Source organism: Bradyrhizobium shewense (assembly GCF_900094605.1).
GTDB classification, from domain to species: Bacteria; Pseudomonadota; Alphaproteobacteria; order Rhizobiales; family Xanthobacteraceae; genus Bradyrhizobium; species Bradyrhizobium shewense.
On sequence record NZ_FMAI01000003.1, the window covers coordinates 60,013 to 76,759 of the forward strand.

At 61.0% G+C, this 16,747-nt stretch carries 18 protein-coding genes; 10 read left to right on the forward strand and 8 right to left on the reverse strand.

Translation table 11 applies throughout. The features are described from left to right. The first annotated feature begins 2 nt into the window (after nucleotides 1–2). Both GA0061098_RS07190 and GA0061098_RS07195 read left to right on the forward strand, forming a co-directional pair. Nucleotides 3–461 carry a hypothetical protein gene (locus GA0061098_RS07190; RefSeq protein ID WP_091955537.1) on the forward strand — a complete coding sequence of 153 codons (459 nt, stop codon included), beginning with the start codon at nucleotides 3–5 and terminating at the stop codon, nucleotides 459–461. A 249-nt stretch (nucleotides 462–710) separates the two neighbouring features. Continuing rightward, nucleotides 711–2,030 (forward strand): aminotransferase class V-fold PLP-dependent enzyme, encoded by a 1,320-nt coding sequence (locus tag GA0061098_RS07195; RefSeq protein ID WP_091955540.1) that lies wholly within the window; start codon nucleotides 711–713, stop codon nucleotides 2,028–2,030. A 103-nt stretch (nucleotides 2,031–2,133) separates the two neighbouring features. Here GA0061098_RS07195 and GA0061098_RS07200 read toward each other — a convergent pair whose 3' ends face one another. The 4 genes from GA0061098_RS07200 to GA0061098_RS07215 form a co-directional block, all read right to left on the reverse strand. Then, a complete protein-coding gene (locus GA0061098_RS07200; RefSeq protein ID WP_091955542.1) occupies nucleotides 2,134–2,595 on the reverse strand; it encodes a DUF2846 domain-containing protein in 462 nt (153 codons plus the stop codon). Nucleotides 2,596–2,694: 99 nt separating this feature from the next. After that, nucleotides 2,695–3,717 (reverse strand): LLM class flavin-dependent oxidoreductase, encoded by a 1,023-nt coding sequence (locus tag GA0061098_RS07205; RefSeq protein ID WP_091955544.1) that lies wholly within the window; start codon nucleotides 3,715–3,717, stop codon nucleotides 2,695–2,697. 160 nt (nucleotides 3,718–3,877) lie between these two features. Continuing rightward, complete coding sequence (locus GA0061098_RS07210) at nucleotides 3,878–4,342, reverse strand: hypothetical protein (RefSeq protein ID WP_091955546.1); 465 nt, start codon at nucleotides 4,340–4,342, stop codon at nucleotides 3,878–3,880. Between the two features lie 331 nt (nucleotides 4,343–4,673). After that, nucleotides 4,674–5,675: a helix-turn-helix transcriptional regulator gene (locus GA0061098_RS07215; RefSeq protein ID WP_091955548.1), complete on the reverse strand. Its 1,002-nt coding sequence runs from the start codon at nucleotides 5,673–5,675 to the stop codon at nucleotides 4,674–4,676. 295 nt (nucleotides 5,676–5,970) lie between these two features. Here GA0061098_RS07215 and GA0061098_RS07220 point away from each other — a divergent pair, with 295 nt between their 5' ends. From GA0061098_RS07220 to GA0061098_RS07250, 7 genes are all read left to right on the forward strand, one after another. Beyond that, nucleotides 5,971–6,345 (forward strand): helix-turn-helix domain-containing protein, encoded by a 375-nt coding sequence (locus GA0061098_RS07220; protein WP_245323182.1) that lies wholly within the window; start codon nucleotides 5,971–5,973, stop codon nucleotides 6,343–6,345. Between the two features lie 373 nt (nucleotides 6,346–6,718). Beyond that, the gene (locus GA0061098_RS07225; protein WP_091956010.1) at nucleotides 6,719–7,249 is read left to right on the forward strand and encodes a hypothetical protein; all 531 of its coding nucleotides are present in this window, start codon (nucleotides 6,719–6,721) and stop codon (nucleotides 7,247–7,249) included. A 101-nt stretch (nucleotides 7,250–7,350) separates the two neighbouring features. Continuing rightward, entirely contained in the window at nucleotides 7,351–7,707 is a 357-nt protein-coding gene (locus tag GA0061098_RS07230) for an HdeA/HdeB family chaperone (protein WP_091956011.1), read from the forward strand. A 45-nt stretch (nucleotides 7,708–7,752) separates the two neighbouring features. Continuing rightward, entirely contained in the window at nucleotides 7,753–9,186 is a 1,434-nt protein-coding gene (locus GA0061098_RS07235) for a DUF1254 domain-containing protein (protein ID WP_091956012.1), read from the forward strand. Nucleotides 9,187–9,257: 71 nt separating this feature from the next. Continuing rightward, the gene (locus GA0061098_RS07240; protein WP_091955553.1) at nucleotides 9,258–10,367 is read left to right on the forward strand and encodes an HlyD family secretion protein; all 1,110 of its coding nucleotides are present in this window, start codon (nucleotides 9,258–9,260) and stop codon (nucleotides 10,365–10,367) included. A 100-nt stretch (nucleotides 10,368–10,467) separates the two neighbouring features. Next, nucleotides 10,468–11,535, forward strand: coding sequence for a SphA family protein (locus GA0061098_RS07245; protein WP_091955556.1), 1,068 nt, complete (start codon nucleotides 10,468–10,470; stop codon nucleotides 11,533–11,535). A 4-nt stretch (nucleotides 11,536–11,539) separates the two neighbouring features. After that, nucleotides 11,540–11,989 (forward strand): DUF2721 domain-containing protein, encoded by a 450-nt coding sequence (locus GA0061098_RS07250; protein WP_245323184.1) that lies wholly within the window; start codon nucleotides 11,540–11,542, stop codon nucleotides 11,987–11,989. Nucleotides 11,990–12,295: 306 nt separating this feature from the next. Here GA0061098_RS07250 and GA0061098_RS07255 read toward each other — a convergent pair whose 3' ends face one another. The 3 genes from GA0061098_RS07255 to GA0061098_RS07265 form a co-directional block, all read right to left on the reverse strand. Further along, nucleotides 12,296–12,613, reverse strand: a complete 318-nt coding sequence (locus tag GA0061098_RS07255) for a RidA family protein (protein WP_245323185.1) — start codon at nucleotides 12,611–12,613, stop codon at nucleotides 12,296–12,298. Between the two features lie 233 nt (nucleotides 12,614–12,846). After that, nucleotides 12,847–13,530, reverse strand: a complete 684-nt coding sequence (locus tag GA0061098_RS07260; RefSeq protein WP_208610633.1) for a class I SAM-dependent methyltransferase — start codon at nucleotides 13,528–13,530, stop codon at nucleotides 12,847–12,849. A 26-nt stretch (nucleotides 13,531–13,556) separates the two neighbouring features. Next, entirely contained in the window at nucleotides 13,557–14,015 is a 459-nt protein-coding gene (locus tag GA0061098_RS07265) for an Rrf2 family transcriptional regulator (RefSeq protein ID WP_091955566.1), read from the reverse strand. A gap of 289 nt (nucleotides 14,016–14,304) precedes the next feature. Between GA0061098_RS07265 and GA0061098_RS07270 the strand changes: the two genes are divergently transcribed. Beyond that, entirely contained in the window at nucleotides 14,305–14,598 is a 294-nt protein-coding gene (locus GA0061098_RS07270) for a DUF718 domain-containing protein (RefSeq protein ID WP_091955569.1), read from the forward strand. An 18-nt stretch (nucleotides 14,599–14,616) separates the two neighbouring features. On the opposite strand, the gene GA0061098_RS07275 is transcribed toward GA0061098_RS07270, so the two are convergent. Further along, a complete protein-coding gene (locus tag GA0061098_RS07275) occupies nucleotides 14,617–16,638 on the reverse strand; it encodes a YgiQ family radical SAM protein (RefSeq protein WP_091955572.1) in 2,022 nt (673 codons plus the stop codon). Between the last annotated feature and the right edge of the window lie 109 nt (nucleotides 16,639–16,747).

The window sequence follows — 16,747 nt, forward strand, 5'->3', positions numbered from 1 at the left end:
ACATGAGGACGACCTCTGTTGCGATTGTCGCGATGCTTGCCACTCTGTCTGCCGCCCAAGCAGACAGCTGGACGACTTACCGCATCGCCGAGACCGGGACCTCGGTGGACATTCCCGCTTCGCTCTTCAAGGAGATGGCCGGCAAGCCCGATGGCTACGGCCAGCAATTTCGCACCTCCGACGGCAGGGCCGATCTCACCGTACAGGCCGTTTCCAACGGCCAAGGTCTTTCCCCGGCTGCATTCCTGGCCAGGAAGAGTCCGCCGTCCGGCATCATCTACAAGCGGGTTGCCCCAAATTTCTTCGTCGTCTCCAGCATCAAGCGGGATACGATCTGGTACGACCGCTGCAACTTTTCGCGCGGCTATGTCCACTGCGTGCTTATCAATTATCCCGCGGCCGAAAAGCGGCAATGGGACCGCGTCGTCACACGGATCAGCCACAGCCTGAGCGCCGACTAGACGGGCGCCATAAAAAGCTGCCCGAACTCACTCAGGCACCAGATTGCGAGCCTGGCGCTAGGTGGTTGACGTTTGTCCAGGCGACCATGGCCGGGCTTCGCGCCATGGGCTGTGCCCGAACGTGCAGGTGAATCGATCACGCCAGGAGCACGATTGCCTCGCCCGGCAGCATCATCGAACTGTCATCGCCTTGTCATTCGCGCTCTACTGATCGCTGCTCCTTTCGCCGCGCATCGTGGAGGCTGATATATGCATCTGACCAAGACCATTTCGTCCGACCGCCGGTCGATCCTCAAGGGCCTCGCGGCCGCAGCCATGGCGCCGCTTGCGGCGCCGGCGATGGCGGCCGAGGGCCTTCCGGCGCAGCCGACCGGTTCGGCCGCCGCGATCGCCGCCGACAAGGCCTATTGGGCCGCCGTGAAGGGGCTCTATGCCGTGACGCCCGATGTCGTCAATTTCGAGAACGGCTATTGGGGTATCATGGCCGAGCCCGTGCGGCGCGAGTTCATCCGCCAGTCCGACATGATCAACTTTCAGAACACCTATTACGCGCGGCAGCGCGCAGGCGCGGATTTTGAGGCGGTGCGTGCCAAGGTGGCGGAGGCGGTCGGCGCGGCAACCGAGGAGATCGCACTCACCCGCGGTGCGACCGAAGCGCTGCAGCTCCTCATCGGCGGCTACAACAGGCTGAAGCCCGGCGATGCCGTGCTCTATGCCGACCTCGATTATGATTCGATGCAGTATGCGATGAACGCGCTGAAGGGGCGCCGCGGCGTCGACGTGGTCAAGTTCGACGTGCCGGAGCCCGCCACCCGCCAGGCGGTGCTCGACGCCTATGCCCGCGCCATCGAGGCGAACCCGAAGACGCGACTTCTGCTCCTGACCCATGTCAGCCACCGCACCGGCTTCGTCATGCCGATCGCCGAGATCGCCCGCATGGCGAAGGCCAAGGGCATCGACATCATCGTCGACGCCGCGCATTCCTGGGGGCAGATCGACTTCCGGGTCGGTGAGCTCGATGCCGATTTCGTCGGCTTCAATCTGCACAAATGGATCGGCGCGCCGCTCGGCGTGGGCTTCCTCTACATCAGGAATGACCGCCTCGCCGCCATCGACCGCGACATGGGTGACGAGGATTTTGCGGAGGCCGATATCCGCTCGCGGGTTCACACCGGCACGGTCAATTTCGCCACGGTGCTGACGGTGCCGACGGCCGTGGCGTTGCATCAGCAGATCGGCGCCGCTGCAAAGCAGGCCCGCTTACGCCATTTGCGCGACTATTGGGTGAGCCGCGCCCGTGGATTCAAGGACATCGAGATCCTGACGCCCGACGAGGTCGGCTCATACGGCGCGATCACGTCGTTCCGTCTCGCCGGCAAGACCAGCAAGGCCGACAACGAGGCCATCGTGGTGAAGCTGCGGGACAGCCACAAGGTGATGACGGTGCGCCGGGCCGGCGTCGCCAGGGGCCAATGCATCCGCGTGACGCCTGCGCTCTTTACCGATGAGGCCGATCTCGACCGCCTCGTCGAGGCGCTGGCGGTGATCACGGGGACGAAGACGGGGTGAGGCAGAGGCGGCTGGCAAACCAGATTCGAAAGCAGTCTCGTGCGGCCATCCTTCGAGACGTCCGCTTGGGCGGGCTCCTCAGAAGAACGCGGAGCGCCTCAGATCACGCCTTGCCACATGAGCTGTTGCTCTGATGCAAGCTGGCGACATCGGCACGGCCTTGGCTTTCCGCGACCTGGATCAACGTGATTGCACCCGGCGTGATGATTCCCATCTGTGGCTGGGCGGAGAGGTAGGTGGTGCTGCCGGCGCGCAGATCGAGGCTCACTTTCTCGCTTCCCTGTCCGAACAGATTGCTGCTCAGCGGAAGATTATTGACCGCAACCTCGTGGCGGCCCGGAGGCAGGTCGCAGGCCAAGAAACCTGCAGCCTGACTGCCTCCAACGGAGCGTCCATCGACCGAATAGCTTGGTTGGATCGCGAAACCCAGAGCGGATGAGCGATAGACCACCAGTCGCGCAGTATTCGACTTGACGTTATCCGTCAGAGCCGTGCTGCCCATCGGCCCTGACGCACACCCCGCAAGCAGGAAAGCCGCAACGAAAATCCCCGGACGCAAGCCCATTCCAACCCCCTGATTCAGTCCAACAGTCCCCGGGGGATCATTGGCGGGGGTGGTGGACGAAGTCAATCGCGACTTCTGGTCGTGCCGCGCCAGCTCATGTCACCGCCACCCCAGCGCCGGTGCGACGTGCTTCAGGATCGCCTCGATCGCATGCGCGCAGTAATCGACCCCTAACTGGTTCGGGATCGTCAACAGCAGCGTGTCTGCCTCCGCGATCGCCTCGTCCTGGCGTAGCTGCTCGATCAGCGCATCGGGCTCGGCGGCATAACTCCGGCCGAAGATCGCCCGGGTCTGCGGGTCGATGAAGCCGATCTGGTCCTCGCCTCCGCGCTCCCGGCCGAAATAGGCGCGGTCGCGATCGTCGATCAGTGCAAAGATGCTGCGGCTGACGGAGACGCGAGGCTCGCGGCTGTGGCCGGCCTCTTTCCACGCCCCGCGATAGGCACGGATTTGCGCGGCCTGCTGCACATGGAAGGCTTCGCCGGTCTCGTCGTTCTTCAGCGTCGAACTCTGCAGATTCATGCCGAGCTTTGCCGCCCACACCGCGGTGGCGTTCGAGCCGGCGCCCCACCAGATCCGCTCGCGCAGGCCTTGCGCATGCGGCTCCAGGCGCAGTAGCCCCGGCGGGTTAGGAAACATCGGCTGCGGATTGGGCTCGGCAAAGCCTTCGCCCCGGAGCAGGTCGAGAAAGACTTCCGCGTGGCGCCGGCCCATGTCGGCATCGCTCTGGCCCTCGGCCGGGCGATAACCAAAGTAGCGCCAGCCGTCGATCACCTGCTCGGGCGAGCCGCGGCTGATGCCGAGCTGCAGCCGTCCGCCGGCGATGAGATCGGCGCTTCCAGCGTCCTCCACCATGTAGAGCGGATTCTCATAGCGCATGTCGATCACGGCGGTGCCGATCTCGATTGTGCTGGTCCTGGCGCCGACCGCGGCGAGCAGCGGGAAGGGCGAAGCGAGCTGGCGCGCGAAATGATGCACGCGGAAATAGGCGCCGTCCGCGCCCAGCTGCTCGGCCGCGACGGCAAGCTCGATCGATTGCAGCAGCGTGTCCGCCGCCGAGCGGGTCTGCGATTGCGGCGAGGGGGTCCAATGTCCGAAGGAGAGGAAGCCGATTTTCTTCATGAGGGCTAGGTATGCATGACCGGAAGAATTTGCGAGACGTTGGCCGAGGGAAAATAGCGGCAAGGCGTGTGCCCGTAAGTGCCTCCAGGAGGAAGCAGGCCCGGGTTCGCACCACGACGTCAGGTCTTTCGACTTTGATCTGTCGTGCCCGGAAGCGGCCTCAGATTTCGCAACCGGTCAAATTCAATGCCTTGAGTAGGCCGCCGAACGCCTTGAGTCGACAGGGCTCGGTCTCGCTGGCGGCCTTTGCACGCTGAGCATTGGCAGTTCGCTTGGCAACAATTGCCTTTGGCTTCGGCTTGGGGCGTTCGGCGGTCGCGATCGTCTTCGCATCGCGCCGATGACGGACGATCGGTTCCAGCGCTGTCGAACCGACTTGGATGTCTTGCGGAGCAACGGGGTTCTCGACCGGAGCAACCTGTGTCGCCATCGCGCTGCTCACAACGGCAACCTCGAGGCGATCGGCCTTCGGCAACGCGTCATGTGACGCAGAGACGCTTGCGCTCTGCTCGGCAAGCGGCGGGGCGATCGCGACGGCGCGACGCGGTGGAGCGCTCAGCTCCATTGCCGACAGCACGCCTGCGCTCAACAGGATGAGGAGGCCCAACAACGCCATTTTCAGCATAAAGCGCCTCTAACCCGGGTTAGTGCCGCTGAAAATTCTCCGCTGCAATAAGGCAACTTGTCGGCGGCAGCCGGCGTGCGGCCAACCATTTGCCAACAGGGTTAACGTCGGTGATGCGTCTGCAGCCGCTGAGAATGCCACCGCTCACGTCGGTGAGCAGACCGTACTCCGTCGTCGGAACACGGTCTGTTAGCGGCTTCGAACTGAGCACCGAGAGAGCCATCGTCATGTCTGCTGTTCGAGGGTAGCCGACACGGTCTGACCGATTGGGCGACCGCTGCTTGTGACCCAAAGCACACATTAATGGGGATATAGGTTTATAGAAGCTCTGTTATCGAGGCTTCCATTGCTCGCGGAATTGCCCTGGCGTTACGCCGGCAACTCTGCGGAAGGCGCGGGTGAAGTGAGCGGGATCCGTATAACCAGAAGCGAACGCAACCTCAATGATTTTGGAATCCGTGTCCCGCAGGAGCTTCCTTGCCTTCTCAAACCTTATCGCATCGAGCAAGCCAGAATAGGTGACGCCTGCGAGAGACAGCTTGCGCTGAAGGCTGCGTGCACTCACACCTGCCATTTCCGCGATTTCCGCAAGCACAGGAGGCCGCTCATCGAGGTATGATGGAAGCATCAGCTTCAGCGTTTGGATGAAGTCGAGGCTCGAAGACGCGATGTGATCGCTGGTCAGTGCAGGATGGCGCTCGTTCGCTCTGTTGGAAAGGGCCAGAAGCGAAGCGGGCACGTCGATCCACGATGCCTCCTGACCTGCCAGAAATTTAGACGTTGGCCAGAAAGACTGACATGCCATGCCCGGCACGTAATGAGCTTCAAATGCGATCGTTGCAGGTGCCCAATGCATTCCGGCAAATTCGCGGACGATGTAAATGGGAAAGACGTTTTGAAGCCACTGAGAATGTTCGAGATGCTGAAGCCCCTTAGTACCGGCAAGCCTGCTGCAATACCGGATATGATCGCCGTGGTGTTCGATCCAGTTGCTTAGATTTGTATCTTCGAGCGAAGCCCACTTGCAGGCCTGTTCTAGCGCCACGCGTAATGTCGGAGAATGGCGGACGAGATTTCGGGTCCTCTCACTGAGGTGGCCAAAATGCAGCGTCCGGGCTGCTTGGAATCCAAAATCATCAATGCCCTGTGACCGACTGGCAAACTCCGCAAATTCGATCGCTGGCAAAATCGGAATGTAATGTTCGGCTTTCTCCTCAAGCGAACCGGGCAGCCGAAACTTTTCAAGTAGCGAAGTCGTTGGTGCCCCAACACCATTCAGAATGTCCGCGAATGGACTGAGGTGCTGACAACGCGTCAGATGAATCTTCGGCATGGGTTGCGGTTCAATTGCAAGCTGGTTGTACAGTATTTCGCAAGGGTGACAGGGCCGCTATGCTCGCGTCGGGAACCGTTGTACTTCGACACTTTCACCACTGCAAAGCTCTTGGCTTGCTTTGACTTGAAGCCAGTCCTCCCAAAAATCTTTGATATCTCGCCCCATTCCATTCGACGAGAATCTGGCGCGTACTGGCCAGATGCTTCCTTATCTTCCCTTAGTCTCATTGCTCGATTTTTCATTGTGGGAGCATGGGCTTCACGCCCGACGACGAACGATGAGAGCAGTTCACTTGCCTTCATCCACTGCGGTCCGGGCCGCCATCAACGTATCGCTGCGACATGGTGACGCAACCTTGGATGGTACGGCCAAAACGCTCGGACTCAGCGGGCGTACATTGCAGCGTCATCTCGAACGCATGGGCACCAGCCACAGCAAGATGCTCAGTGAAATCCGTTTGGAGATCGCATGCCATCTGCTGGCTGGTTCGGATAAGCGCTTGGCCGATATCGCAGAATCTCTCGGTTATACCAACGCCAGTAGCTTCAGCCGCGCTTTTGCGCGTTTGATGAAAACTCAACCTATCGTTTATCGACGGCGGCAACTTCGCCGCAAGCATGGACGGGCGACCGGCACTCGCAGCCTCCGTCGATCAGCTGCCGAATAATTCCTCTTCGAATTGGCGCGAAATGGCAAGACGCGCGGGCTCTGTTGGCGCGAAATGCGAAAGCGTCGCCGGAGTAAGTGCTCAACCTTTGATCTATGTCAACGGCGGAGCAGACGCTGCTGACGAGAAGTGCCAACGCGGCTTGTTGGAGATTAGTCGTAACTCATTTTTGCGTGCGAATTGCTCGCGTGCCGTTTGAAAAAACAATCGGCCTGAAATGGAGAAGACGATCATGACGGTTCGCCTTGCGGTAATGGCGGTTTGTGCCGCTGGTTTACTGACTTTTCCGCAGAAGCTTCTTGCTCAATCGCCGGGCGAGCCCAAGCCGCATGTCCCACTTGAGAAGTCGATCGGTCAGGCCAAACCGGAAGTCGTGCCGTCCCTGTTCGTGCTGAATTCGCGCGGCGCGACACTCAAGGACGGAAAGCTCGTGCTGACCGGAGTTTCGCCGACCGCGATCGTGTTCGCTGATCGGCCTGTTCGGGCGGCCGGGCATGATCTCACATCGCGCGTCGTCGAGGATTGGGGCAACGGCACCGACAATTTTGCGAAGGACCCGCCGAACGCGACCGTCTCCGGCTTCAGGAAAGAGGGCGTCTCCGTCGCCGATGCAGTCGTCGTCCTGAAGTCGCCCAAGCTCGAGGGTGACAAGCTGACATTTGATGTCGATATCCTGGAAGGTGACCTCGCGGGAGCCGATGGGCCGGCTTCGGTCTTCATCGACATCATCGGCCGTCCCTTCACGCCGCTGTCCTTTGCCGGCGTCGCCCGCCGGACAGCCTGGCGCGGCGCTTATTATCGGGGGGCCGCCTATGCCGGCGCGGCCGCTCTCGGCGCTGCGGCCTATGCCGCTCCCTACTACGCGCCCCGTTGCGGATACTACCCGTACCCACCCTGCTATTGATTGAAACGTGTCGCCTTAGAGCATTTCGATAGCGGACAATGCCGCGTTGGGGACAACGGCGTCTCCGTTCTCAGAGTTCTTAAACTACTTGGGAGATGTGCATGAGGCGGTCAACCGTCCTCGCGGCATCGCTATTCCTTGCGATGCCACTACGGGTTCTGGCTCAGACGGACCTGAGCGCGTACGCAGACGCGAACGGCTACCTCGATGTCCAAAAGCTGACATGTGCACAGCTGGCAGGGACCTGGCAAGGCGACGCCGACCTTCTCACCGCCTGGTATAGCGGCTGGTACAACGGATTGGCCCGTAAGCACTTCCTCGACATCAGGAAGTCGCGCGAGGCAGAGCACGAAATCATTCAATACTGCAAGACCAATCCCGATCGACTCATCATCGAAGCGATCGCAGTGGTCTTCAAGGACATGCGAGCAAAGCTCGGAATCCAAATGCAACCGTGATGCAAAATCTAACAGCTAGTGATCAAGTCAGAGGAGACCAAAACTATGAATATTACGCGTCGTAACCTAGCGCTCGCCGGAATTGGATTGCTGAGCAGCGCGGCGATTGCGCCTTCAGCGTTTGCCGAGGAGGGAGCGTTTCTCGGCGTAGGTGAAGGCCTAGAGGATTTTTGGCTTGCGAGCGATGCCTACATCTTCGGCTACCCCTTGGTAACAATGGAGATGACGCGCCGCATTATTACCAACGTTGCCGAACCCGTCGGCACGCGCGGCCCCATGGGGCAAATCATCAAGCTACGCCAATATCCCGACGCTTCGTTCCGGGACGTCACCGCGCCGAACGCCGACACCCTGTATACGACTTCTTTCCTCGATGTCGGCAAGGAACCATGGATTCTCAGCATACCGGACATGAAAGGACGATATTTCCTCATGCCGATGCTCGACGGCTGGACGACCGTTTTTCAGGTGCCGGGTAAGCGCACCACAGGGACAGTCGCCCAGACTTATGCAATCACGGGCCCTGGCTGGAAAGGCACGCTGCCTGAAGGTGTCAAGGAATACAAATCACAGACCAACATCGTTTGGTTGCTTGGTCGAATCTACTGTACGGGCACGCCCGAAGACTACGCGGCCGTGCACAAGCTGCAGGACGAATGCAAGCTCGTCCCCCTGAGCGCATACGGCAAGCCCTACACTCCTCCCCCCGGGAAGGTCGATCCTTCAATCGACATGAAGACGGCAGTCCGCGAGCAGGTTAATCGCTTGGATGCGGTGTCCTACTTCAAGCTGCTGTGCGAACTCATGAAGACCAATCCGCCGTATGCGGCAGATGCACCCCAGCTCGCCAAGTTCGCTCGAATTGGCATCGTTCCGGGCCAAGATTTCGACGAAAGCAAGCTTAAGGCTGACTTCTTGAAGCGGGTGCCGGAATTGTCCTTCGACCGCATCATGATTCAGTTCAAGATCAACAAGGCAATCAGGGATGAGAACGGTTTTGCCTTCACGACCAAAACCGGTATCTATGGCACCGACTATTTGATGCGAGCCTTGGTGACCGCGATCGGACTTGGAGCCAACCGTCCGCAGGACGCCGTCTATCCGACATCACAGAAGGACGAGAATGGTCACAAATACAACGGCGCGAACAAGTACGTCATGAGATTTCCCAAGGGCCACCTGCCGCCGGCCGAAGGGTTCTGGTCGCTCACCATGTACGATAGCGGCTACTTCTTCGTGAAGAATCCGATCAATCGGTTTTCCGTGAGCGCGAGAGAGAGTCTGAAGGAGAATCCGGACGGATCGACCGACCTATACATTCAGAAGGAGTCGCCAGGTAAGGACAAGGAGTCCAATTGGCTTCCGGCACCGGAAGGAGATTTCATTCTCATGCTGCGCATGTACTGGCCGCAGGAGACTGATCCATCAATTATCAATGGCACATGGACGATACCGCCGGCTAAGAAGGTGGGCGCATAAGAGGAGACTTTGCCGGTGGTGGGTCCTGATCGACCGCCGGCAAGGGACTTGGGACCGGTGGGGGTTCTGCCATGCTAATCATCCTGACCCTTTATCTCCTTTTAGTGTGGCTCATCTTCTCCAAGCTGAAGCTGGTCAGATGGGGCTGGGCCTCCGGCACGGTTGCCGTGCTCATTGGTGGACTAATCCTTGCGACATTTCTGGCGATGTTCAACTATCTCACGCCGTCGGGAAGCTTTGTGGTGATCTCTCGGGTCGTCGAGGTCACGCCCAACGTCTCAGGTCAGGTGATTGAGATACCTGTCAAGCCGAACGCGCCGGTCAAAGCCGGCGTCACATTGTTTCGAATTGATCCTGCGCCATTTCAGTTCAAGGTCGACCAACTGGAAGCGTCGCTCGCCGGGGCCAAACAGCAGGTCCTGCAGCTCAAGGCCAGCTATGCGCAGGCGAGCGCGAATGTTGAGGGATTGACCAAGCAGCTCGCATATCACGACAAGCGGCTAAACGATTACGTGCAGATGGCAAGTGACGGGGCACAGAGTGAATTCCGTCTGCAAGACACCCAGGTCCAGCAGGAGACCGTCAGCGCTCAATTGTTGGCAGCAAAGGCGGCTCAGCAAAGCGCCAAACTCGCGATGGATGCCGAAATCGGCGGCGTCAACACCACGGTCGCAGAAATCCAGGCGCAGCTCGACCAAGCCAAATGGGAGCTCGACCAGACAACCATTCGCGCGCCTGGCGATGGCTATGTCACAGTCATGGCTTTCTCCGTCGGTGATCGTGCAGGACAGCACAAGGCCGTTATGTCCTTCATTATCAGCAACGACATCACCCTCGTTGGCATGTTCTCCCCGAATGGATTCCGGACGATCAAGCCCGGTGCCGCCGTCAAGCTAGTGTTCGACGACGATCCAGGCCGTATCCACGATGCGACAGTCACAGGAATTCCGCAGGGTGTCGGACAAGGCGAGATAGCGGTTTCGGGCACGCTTGCTAAGGTCGGCTCGATCGGCGGCGTCAAAGCCTACCCGGCGGCTATTTCAGTGCCGAATGACGTTGACCGGAGTCGGCTAAGGCTCGGGATGCCCGGAACGGCGACGATCTTCGCTGAGAACGCGGGCGTCGTGGGGCTGATCATGTCGATACTGGTTTGGGTCAGCTCTTACACGGCATATCTTTGAAACTGCGGACCATCAGCGAAGAAAATCAGCGAGTGTGTGGCCACTCAACTGCAACACGGAACAGCTTGCAGTTCGTGGCCAACGTGGGGGAGCGAAAAACATGAAGCGCAGGTTCAAAGAGGCATTTGGTCGTCAGTCCATCAATCGTACGACCGCGATAGCTTTAGTTATATCTGCATGGCTGCCCGGAGCCGCTTCCGCCGACGAAGGCGGCGTCTCCTACTGGCTCCCCGGCCGCTTCGGCAGCCTGGCGGCGACCCCTCAAGTCCCCGGCTGGTCGATGGCCGCGGTCTACTATCAGACCAATGTCAGCGCTTTTGGCACGGCCGCCGCCGCTCGGGAAATTCATGTTGGGCGAATTCCTGCGAACCTGAACGTCGATTTAAATCTTCGCTTGAATGCGCAGGCCGATCTCATGCTGCTCAACCCCACCTATACCTTCGCGACACCGGTATTGGGCGGACAACTCGCCATCGGCGTAACCGGGCTGTTCGGGCGATCGAGCGCCGATCTAGCAGGGACGCTGACAGCGGCCGTCGGCCCGCTCGCGGTAACCCGCACGGGCAGTTTCGGCGACTCGATCACGTCCGTTGGCGATCTCTACCCGCAGGCGACACTCAAATGGAATGCCGGCGTTCATAACTTCATGACCTATGTGACCGGAGACATCCCGGTCGGCGCATATAGTTCAACCCGGCTCGCCAATCTCGGGATTGGTCATGGTGCAGTCGATGCCGGCGGCGGATACACATACTTCAACCCACAGGCAGGTCATGAATTTTCTGCGGTTGCCGGGTTCACCTACAACTTCAAGAATACGGACACCCAATATCAGAATGGCGTCGACTTCCACGTCGACTGGGGCGCGTCACAGTTTCTGTCCAAGCAAATTTTCGTCGGCGTGGTCGGCTATGCTTACCAGCAGATCACCGATGACTCCGGGCAGCATCCGGTGCTGGGCGGCTTCCGCTCACGCGTGTTGGGCGTCGGACCGCAGGTCGGCTTCCTCTTTCCGGTGGGGGACATGCAGGGCTATGTGAACCTGAAAGGATATGGCGAGTTCGCCGCAGAAAACCGGCCGGCCGGTTGGAATACGTGGCTGACGTTCTCGATCTCGCCAATGGCGCCGTCTAGCACCGTGACTTCAACGCGGCGGATCACGAAATAGCGAAGTGGCTAAGCAGCTAATGTTGCCAGATACGCCATCAGTCAGTCAGCTCTCTCACGTCATTTCCCAAGCCGCCGCACCCGCATTCCTTCTCGGTGCATTGGCGGCTTTTATCGCCTTGCTGATAGCTCGCCTGAACAGAATTCTCGATAGATCGATCTACCTCAACCAGATCTCTGATCAGGACCAGGCGAGATGCCAGCTAAAGGCAGACTTGCCGCGTCTCGTTCGACGTGCAGGCATGATCAATCGTGCGATCTTCTGGTCCATCATAGGAAGCATTTCGATAGCGGTGGTCATCATCGTGGGAATCATCAGCGCATTCTTTGAGATCCGGCACGAACGTGGCGTTGCGATTCTCTTCGTCATCGCTGTTGCAGCTTTTGTCGTGTCGCTGGTGGATTTCGCTCGCGAAGTTCGGATTGCACTGAACGATTCCGATCATTACGGTTAATTCGGATGGCATCTTGCGGCTTTGGCCCCTAGCCACCTAGTGGGCATTTTACCGCTGAGGACCGCTTGTGGCCCATCGCGTCAGTTGGCGCAGTGCTGCGACATGTCCGGAGCCGGAGGTGGACTGGAAGTCCCGAACTCAAGTGCAGACCGACGCGATTGACCTGAAGCTGACGTTGTCGGGCAATGCGCGTGACGTTTAATCGTCTAGGCTTTTGCAAGATAAACTACAGATGGTTCCACCTCGACAAGAAATTCATCGTTCGCGAGGCTTGGTACTCCAATCCATGTAGCACACGGCGGATCGTCACCGAACATTGCTCTGAGTGCGCCACTGATGGCCTCGCCCTCGTGCAAATTGGCTTTGCTTTATGTAGAGCCGCAATGCTCCGACCTGATCAAGTTTTGCGCCTACCGATGCAAGTGCGACAGCGAGGTTCTCCAAACTCTTTCGGAGTTGGCGCCCGATATCTCCCGCGCCAACGACCTTTCGACCGGCGTCCCAGGCGACTTGGCCGGACACGTGCACGGTGTCACCGAAGGGCGTCGGGATAACCACCACTTGCCCGAATCCATAGTGTAGGCTGTCAAAGATTCCGGTCGGAGAATGTACCCGTCGGCTCATGGGCGCTCCTTAGTCAGGGTGGCCCGATCAGCGACGCCACCGCTCTGCAAATCGACCACATGAATATATAAGGGAAACTTCGGCTTTTGGGCCCTTTGCCGACTCGCAGAGGCAAACCGGCCATGTCCGGTTTGAAGGCAAAACGAACACCGCCTAATTCGCGGAGCAAGGAATCATGTCCACGCACCCTGGCGCATCCGGCTCTGGCATGAATCCCCGGCCGTGGTGACGTCTCACGCGTAGGCGACCCAGCCGCGGAAGGCGAAGCCGGTGTAGAACAGCGTGGGATCGGTGAAGCCGGCCTCGCGCAAGATCACCTCGTCCTGTGCGGGTGCGAGAATCTCCAGATGGTTGGTGACGGCGTTCCGCGCGGCCGCCGCCTGCTCGGGCTCGACACCGGACGCGGCCAGGAACGCGGAGTACCGCGACAGCCACAGCGGGCGCTCCTCCTTGCCATCGGGCGCGCTCAAATGCGCGATCACGAACGGCGCGCGCGGCTTGAGGCGGCGGCGGACCTCCGAGGCGATGCGGCGCCGCTCGGCGACATCGACGAAGTGCAGGGTCAGCAGGCAGGTGGCACCGTCGAACGGTCCCTCCGGCGCATCATCGATATAGCCTTGGTGAAGGCGCGCACGTGGTGCGAGCGATCCCAGGGTTTGCCCGGCCAGCGCCAGCATCGCCGCGGACGGATCGACGCCGTCGAAGCGCCAACCGGGATGAGCTTGCGCAAACGCTTTGAGCTCCAGGCCGCCACCCGCACCGAGGACGAGCACCTGCCCATCGCTGGGGACGCTTTCGGCGAGCAGAATCGCCGTCATGGACTGCATGGCGTCATAGCCCGGCACGAAGCGCCGCGGCCCCTCGGTGTATCTCGCCACGAATTGCGGATCGGAGAATGCGGCTTGAATGTCGGTCATGATGTTGTCCCCGTGAATGGAGCCGTTCACGCGCGATGCGCGCTGATGTCGTGGATCTTTCGAGATCCGAGGCGCTTGCGCAGGTCGTCGCCCAGCATCGCCAGCGTCACCTCGCCGAGCCGCGCCAGCAGCAGCGCCTCCGCATCGTCAAAGGCCTGATCGAGGGCGGCATTGACGGCCTGCTCGACGAGACAGCCGGGCGCCTCGGTCCGGTTGCCCATCGCCAGAAGCGGGGGATTGCCGAGCGCGGCATAGACGTCGCGCAGCGTCACCTTCGACAGGTCGCAGGCGATCGTCCAGCCGCCGCCGTGCCCTTTCTCGGAACGCACGTAACCGATCTCCCTGAGGCCCGCCATGATGCGGCGGATCACCACCGGGTTGGTGTCCATGGCCTTGGCCAGCGTCTCGGACGTGAACGGCCCAGGCTGCTGCGCCATGTGCAGAAGGACGTGCAGCACGCCGGAGAGTCGGGAATCTCGTTTCATGTAACTTTATATGTTACATGATGGCGGTGAGGTCAAGTGGTGTGGTCCGACGGGTCAAATTCTGCGCAATCCGGCTAAGCCATTGATCCCACGAGTGCCGGCTACTGTGCATGGGGTTGTTTTCGGCTTTTTTGTTTGGGCGGCCCAAAGGACCGAGATCGCCATGCTGATTTGTCACGGTGACGCCGCCGCGCGCGGGGACAACAATCGGCCAGGGCGACCGTAAGGACTTTTCGTCCTCACCTCGCGCGGCGTCCGTTTTGATCAGTCCATTTTTGGGAGGCGCATCATGCAGGTTTACAATGTGGTCAGGTTCAAGGTGAAGCAGGGCGAGGAAGCCGCCTTCCTCGACGCGCATCGGAACGGCAAGGCCAAATGGCCGGGGCTGGAGCACGGCGTCATCATCAAGACCGGCGAGCAGACCTTCTGCCTCATCGGCACATGGGCCAGTCAGGAGGCGCTGGTCGCAGCACGATCGGCGATGATCAAGACCCTCGACAGCTTCAGGTCCGTGCTCGAGGACCAAGGCAATGGACGCGGCGTGACGGACGCGGTGTCAGGCTCGGTTGTGCTCGACCTCTAGGAACGCTGCGGCGCGCGTTCACTTCATCACCCGCAGACCCTTGGTCGTGAACCGCTGCGTCTTCTCGCCCGGCCGCACCGGTCGCCGCGTGCCGGCGGCCTTGCCGGTGCCGGGGGGCTGGTGGGCGGGAACGAGTTGGTGGGGTTGCGAGCCGATCAGATCGCGGCGGCCCATCTCGATCAAGGCCTCGCGCAGCACCGGCCAATTGTCGGGATCGTGGTAGCGCAGGAACGCCTTGTGCAGGCGGCGTTGGCGCAGGCCCTTGATCGCCTCGACCTTGTCGCTGCCGCCGTGGCGCACGCCGCGCAGCGGGTTGACGCCGGTGTGGTACATCGCGGTCGCGGTCGCCATCGGCGAGGGCAGGAAGGTCTGCACCTGATCGGCGCGATAGCGGTTCTTCTTGAGCCACAGCGCGAGGTTCATCATGTCCTCGTCGGTCGTGCCCGGATGCGCCGCGATGAAATAGGGGATCAGGTAATATTTCTTGCCGGCCCGTTCAGCCGCTTCGTCGAACATCCGCTTGAACTTGTTGTAGGCGCCGATGCCCGGCTTCATCATCTTGTCGAGCGGCCCGCGCTCGGTATGCTCGGGGGCGATCTTCAGATACCCGCCGACGTGATGGGTGACCAGCTCCTTGATGTATTCGGGGCTCTCGACCGCGAGGTCGTAGCGCACGCCGGAAGCGACCATCACTTTCTTGATGCCCTTGGTCTCGCGCACCTTGCGATAGAGCCGGATCAGGTCGTCATGCGAGGTGTTGAGGTTCGGGCAGATCTCAGGGAAGACGCAGGACGGCCTGCGGCACGCCGCCTCGACCTTCGGGTCCTTGCACGCCATCCGGTACATGTTGGCAGTGGGGCCGCCGATGTCGGAGATCACGCCGGTGAAGCCCGGCGTCTTGTCGCGGATCTTTTCGATCTCGCGCAGAATAGAACCCTCGGAGCGGTTCTGGATGATGCGGCCCTCGTGCTCGGTGATCGAGCAGAAGGTGCAGCCGCCAAAGCAGCCGCGCATGATCGTCACCGAGAACTTGATCATGTCCCAGGCGGGGATTTTTGCTTCGCCGTAGGACGGATGCGGCGCGCGCGCGTAGGGGAGGTCGTAGACCGCGTCCATCTCTTCGCTGGTCAGCGGGATCGGCGGCGGGTTGAGCCAGAGATCGCGATCACCATGACGCTGCACCAGCGGCCGCGCATTGCCCGGATTGCTCTCCCGGTGCAGCACGCGTGATGCGCGCGCATAAGCTTCCTTGTCCTGCTCGACCTGCTCCAGCGCCGGCAGGCGGATGACCGTCTCGCCCTTCTGGCGCGTCGCGCCCTCGTCGGCGGAATCGAGATCGTCGGCGTGCAGCTCGGTGTAGTCCTCGGGGACCTTGCGGAACAGCGCGACGCCCCTGATGTCGTCCAGCGCGCGCGGCGCTTCGCCCGCGGCGAGCCGCTGCGCCACCTCGACGACGGCGCGCTCGGCGTTGCCGTAGAGCAGCAGGTCGGCCTTGGCGTCGGCCAGCACCGAGCGGCGCACCTTGTCCGACCAGTAATCGTAATGCGCGATCCGGCGCAGCGAGGCCTCGATGCCGCCGAGCACGATCGGCACATCCTTGAACGCCTCGCGGCAGCGTTGCGCATAGACGACCGTGCAGCGGTCCGGCCGCTTGCCGCCCTCGCCGCCGGCCGTATAGGCGTCGTCGCTGCGCAGGCGGCGGTCGGCGGTGTAGCGGTTCACCATGGAATCCATGTTGCCGCCGGTGACGCCGAAGAACACGCGTGGCTTGCCCAGCGCCTTGAAGGGCTCGGCCGAATGCCAGTCGGGTTGCGAGATGATGCCGACCCGAAAGCCCTGCGCCTCGAGCAGCCGGCCGATGATCGCCATGCCGAAACTCGGATGGTCGACATAGGCGTCCCCGGTCACCAGCACGATGTCGCAGGCGTCCCAGCCGAGCGCATCCATCTCGGCGCGGCTCATCGGGAGGAACGGTGCCGGTTTGCGCGGCTGCGCCCGGGCCATCAGCGGCTTTGCGGCGGTGATCATCTGGGTGTTCATGGCGCCTACGCATAGGACTCCGCGCCCCTGAATACAACCGACGGACGCGTGAAAGATCGAGGTTCCCGGGCCGCAGCCGGGTCGCGCCAGCGCGTTAACCAGTGGGCGC

Bases quoted from the DNA above. Each gene is read 5' to 3' on its own strand.
- GA0061098_RS07215 (WP_091955548.1), bottom strand. From the start codon at position 5,675: ATGCCGAAGATTCATCTGACGCGTTGTCAGCACCTCAGTCCATTCGCG.
- GA0061098_RS07205 (WP_091955544.1), bottom strand. From the start codon at position 3,717: ATGAAGAAAATCGGCTTCCTCTCCTTCGGACATTGGACCCCCTCGCCG.
- GA0061098_RS07245 (WP_091955556.1), top strand. From the start codon at position 10,468: ATGAAGCGCAGGTTCAAAGAGGCATTTGGTCGTCAGTCCATCAATCGT.
- GA0061098_RS07240 (WP_091955553.1), top strand. From the start codon at position 9,258: ATGCTAATCATCCTGACCCTTTATCTCCTTTTAGTGTGGCTCATCTTC.
- GA0061098_RS07200 (WP_091955542.1), bottom strand. From the start codon at position 2,595: ATGGGCTTGCGTCCGGGGATTTTCGTTGCGGCTTTCCTGCTTGCGGGG.
- GA0061098_RS07260 (WP_208610633.1), bottom strand. From the start codon at position 13,530: ATGACCGACATTCAAGCCGCATTCTCCGATCCGCAATTCGTGGCGAGA.
- GA0061098_RS07195 (WP_091955540.1), top strand. From the start codon at position 711: ATGCATCTGACCAAGACCATTTCGTCCGACCGCCGGTCGATCCTCAAG.
- GA0061098_RS07190 (WP_091955537.1), top strand. From the start codon at position 3: ATGAGGACGACCTCTGTTGCGATTGTCGCGATGCTTGCCACTCTGTCT.
- GA0061098_RS07235 (WP_091956012.1), top strand. From the start codon at position 7,753: ATGAATATTACGCGTCGTAACCTAGCGCTCGCCGGAATTGGATTGCTG.
- GA0061098_RS07265 (WP_091955566.1), bottom strand. From the start codon at position 14,015: ATGAAACGAGATTCCCGACTCTCCGGCGTGCTGCACGTCCTTCTGCAC.
- GA0061098_RS07255 (WP_245323185.1), bottom strand. From the start codon at position 12,613: ATGAGCCGACGGGTACATTCTCCGACCGGAATCTTTGACAGCCTACAC.
- GA0061098_RS07210 (WP_091955546.1), bottom strand. From the start codon at position 4,342: ATGCTGAAAATGGCGTTGTTGGGCCTCCTCATCCTGTTGAGCGCAGGC.
- GA0061098_RS07275 (WP_091955572.1), bottom strand. From the start codon at position 16,638: ATGAACACCCAGATGATCACCGCCGCAAAGCCGCTGATGGCCCGGGCG.
- GA0061098_RS07230 (WP_091956011.1), top strand. From the start codon at position 7,351: ATGAGGCGGTCAACCGTCCTCGCGGCATCGCTATTCCTTGCGATGCCA.
- GA0061098_RS07270 (WP_091955569.1), top strand. From the start codon at position 14,305: ATGCAGGTTTACAATGTGGTCAGGTTCAAGGTGAAGCAGGGCGAGGAA.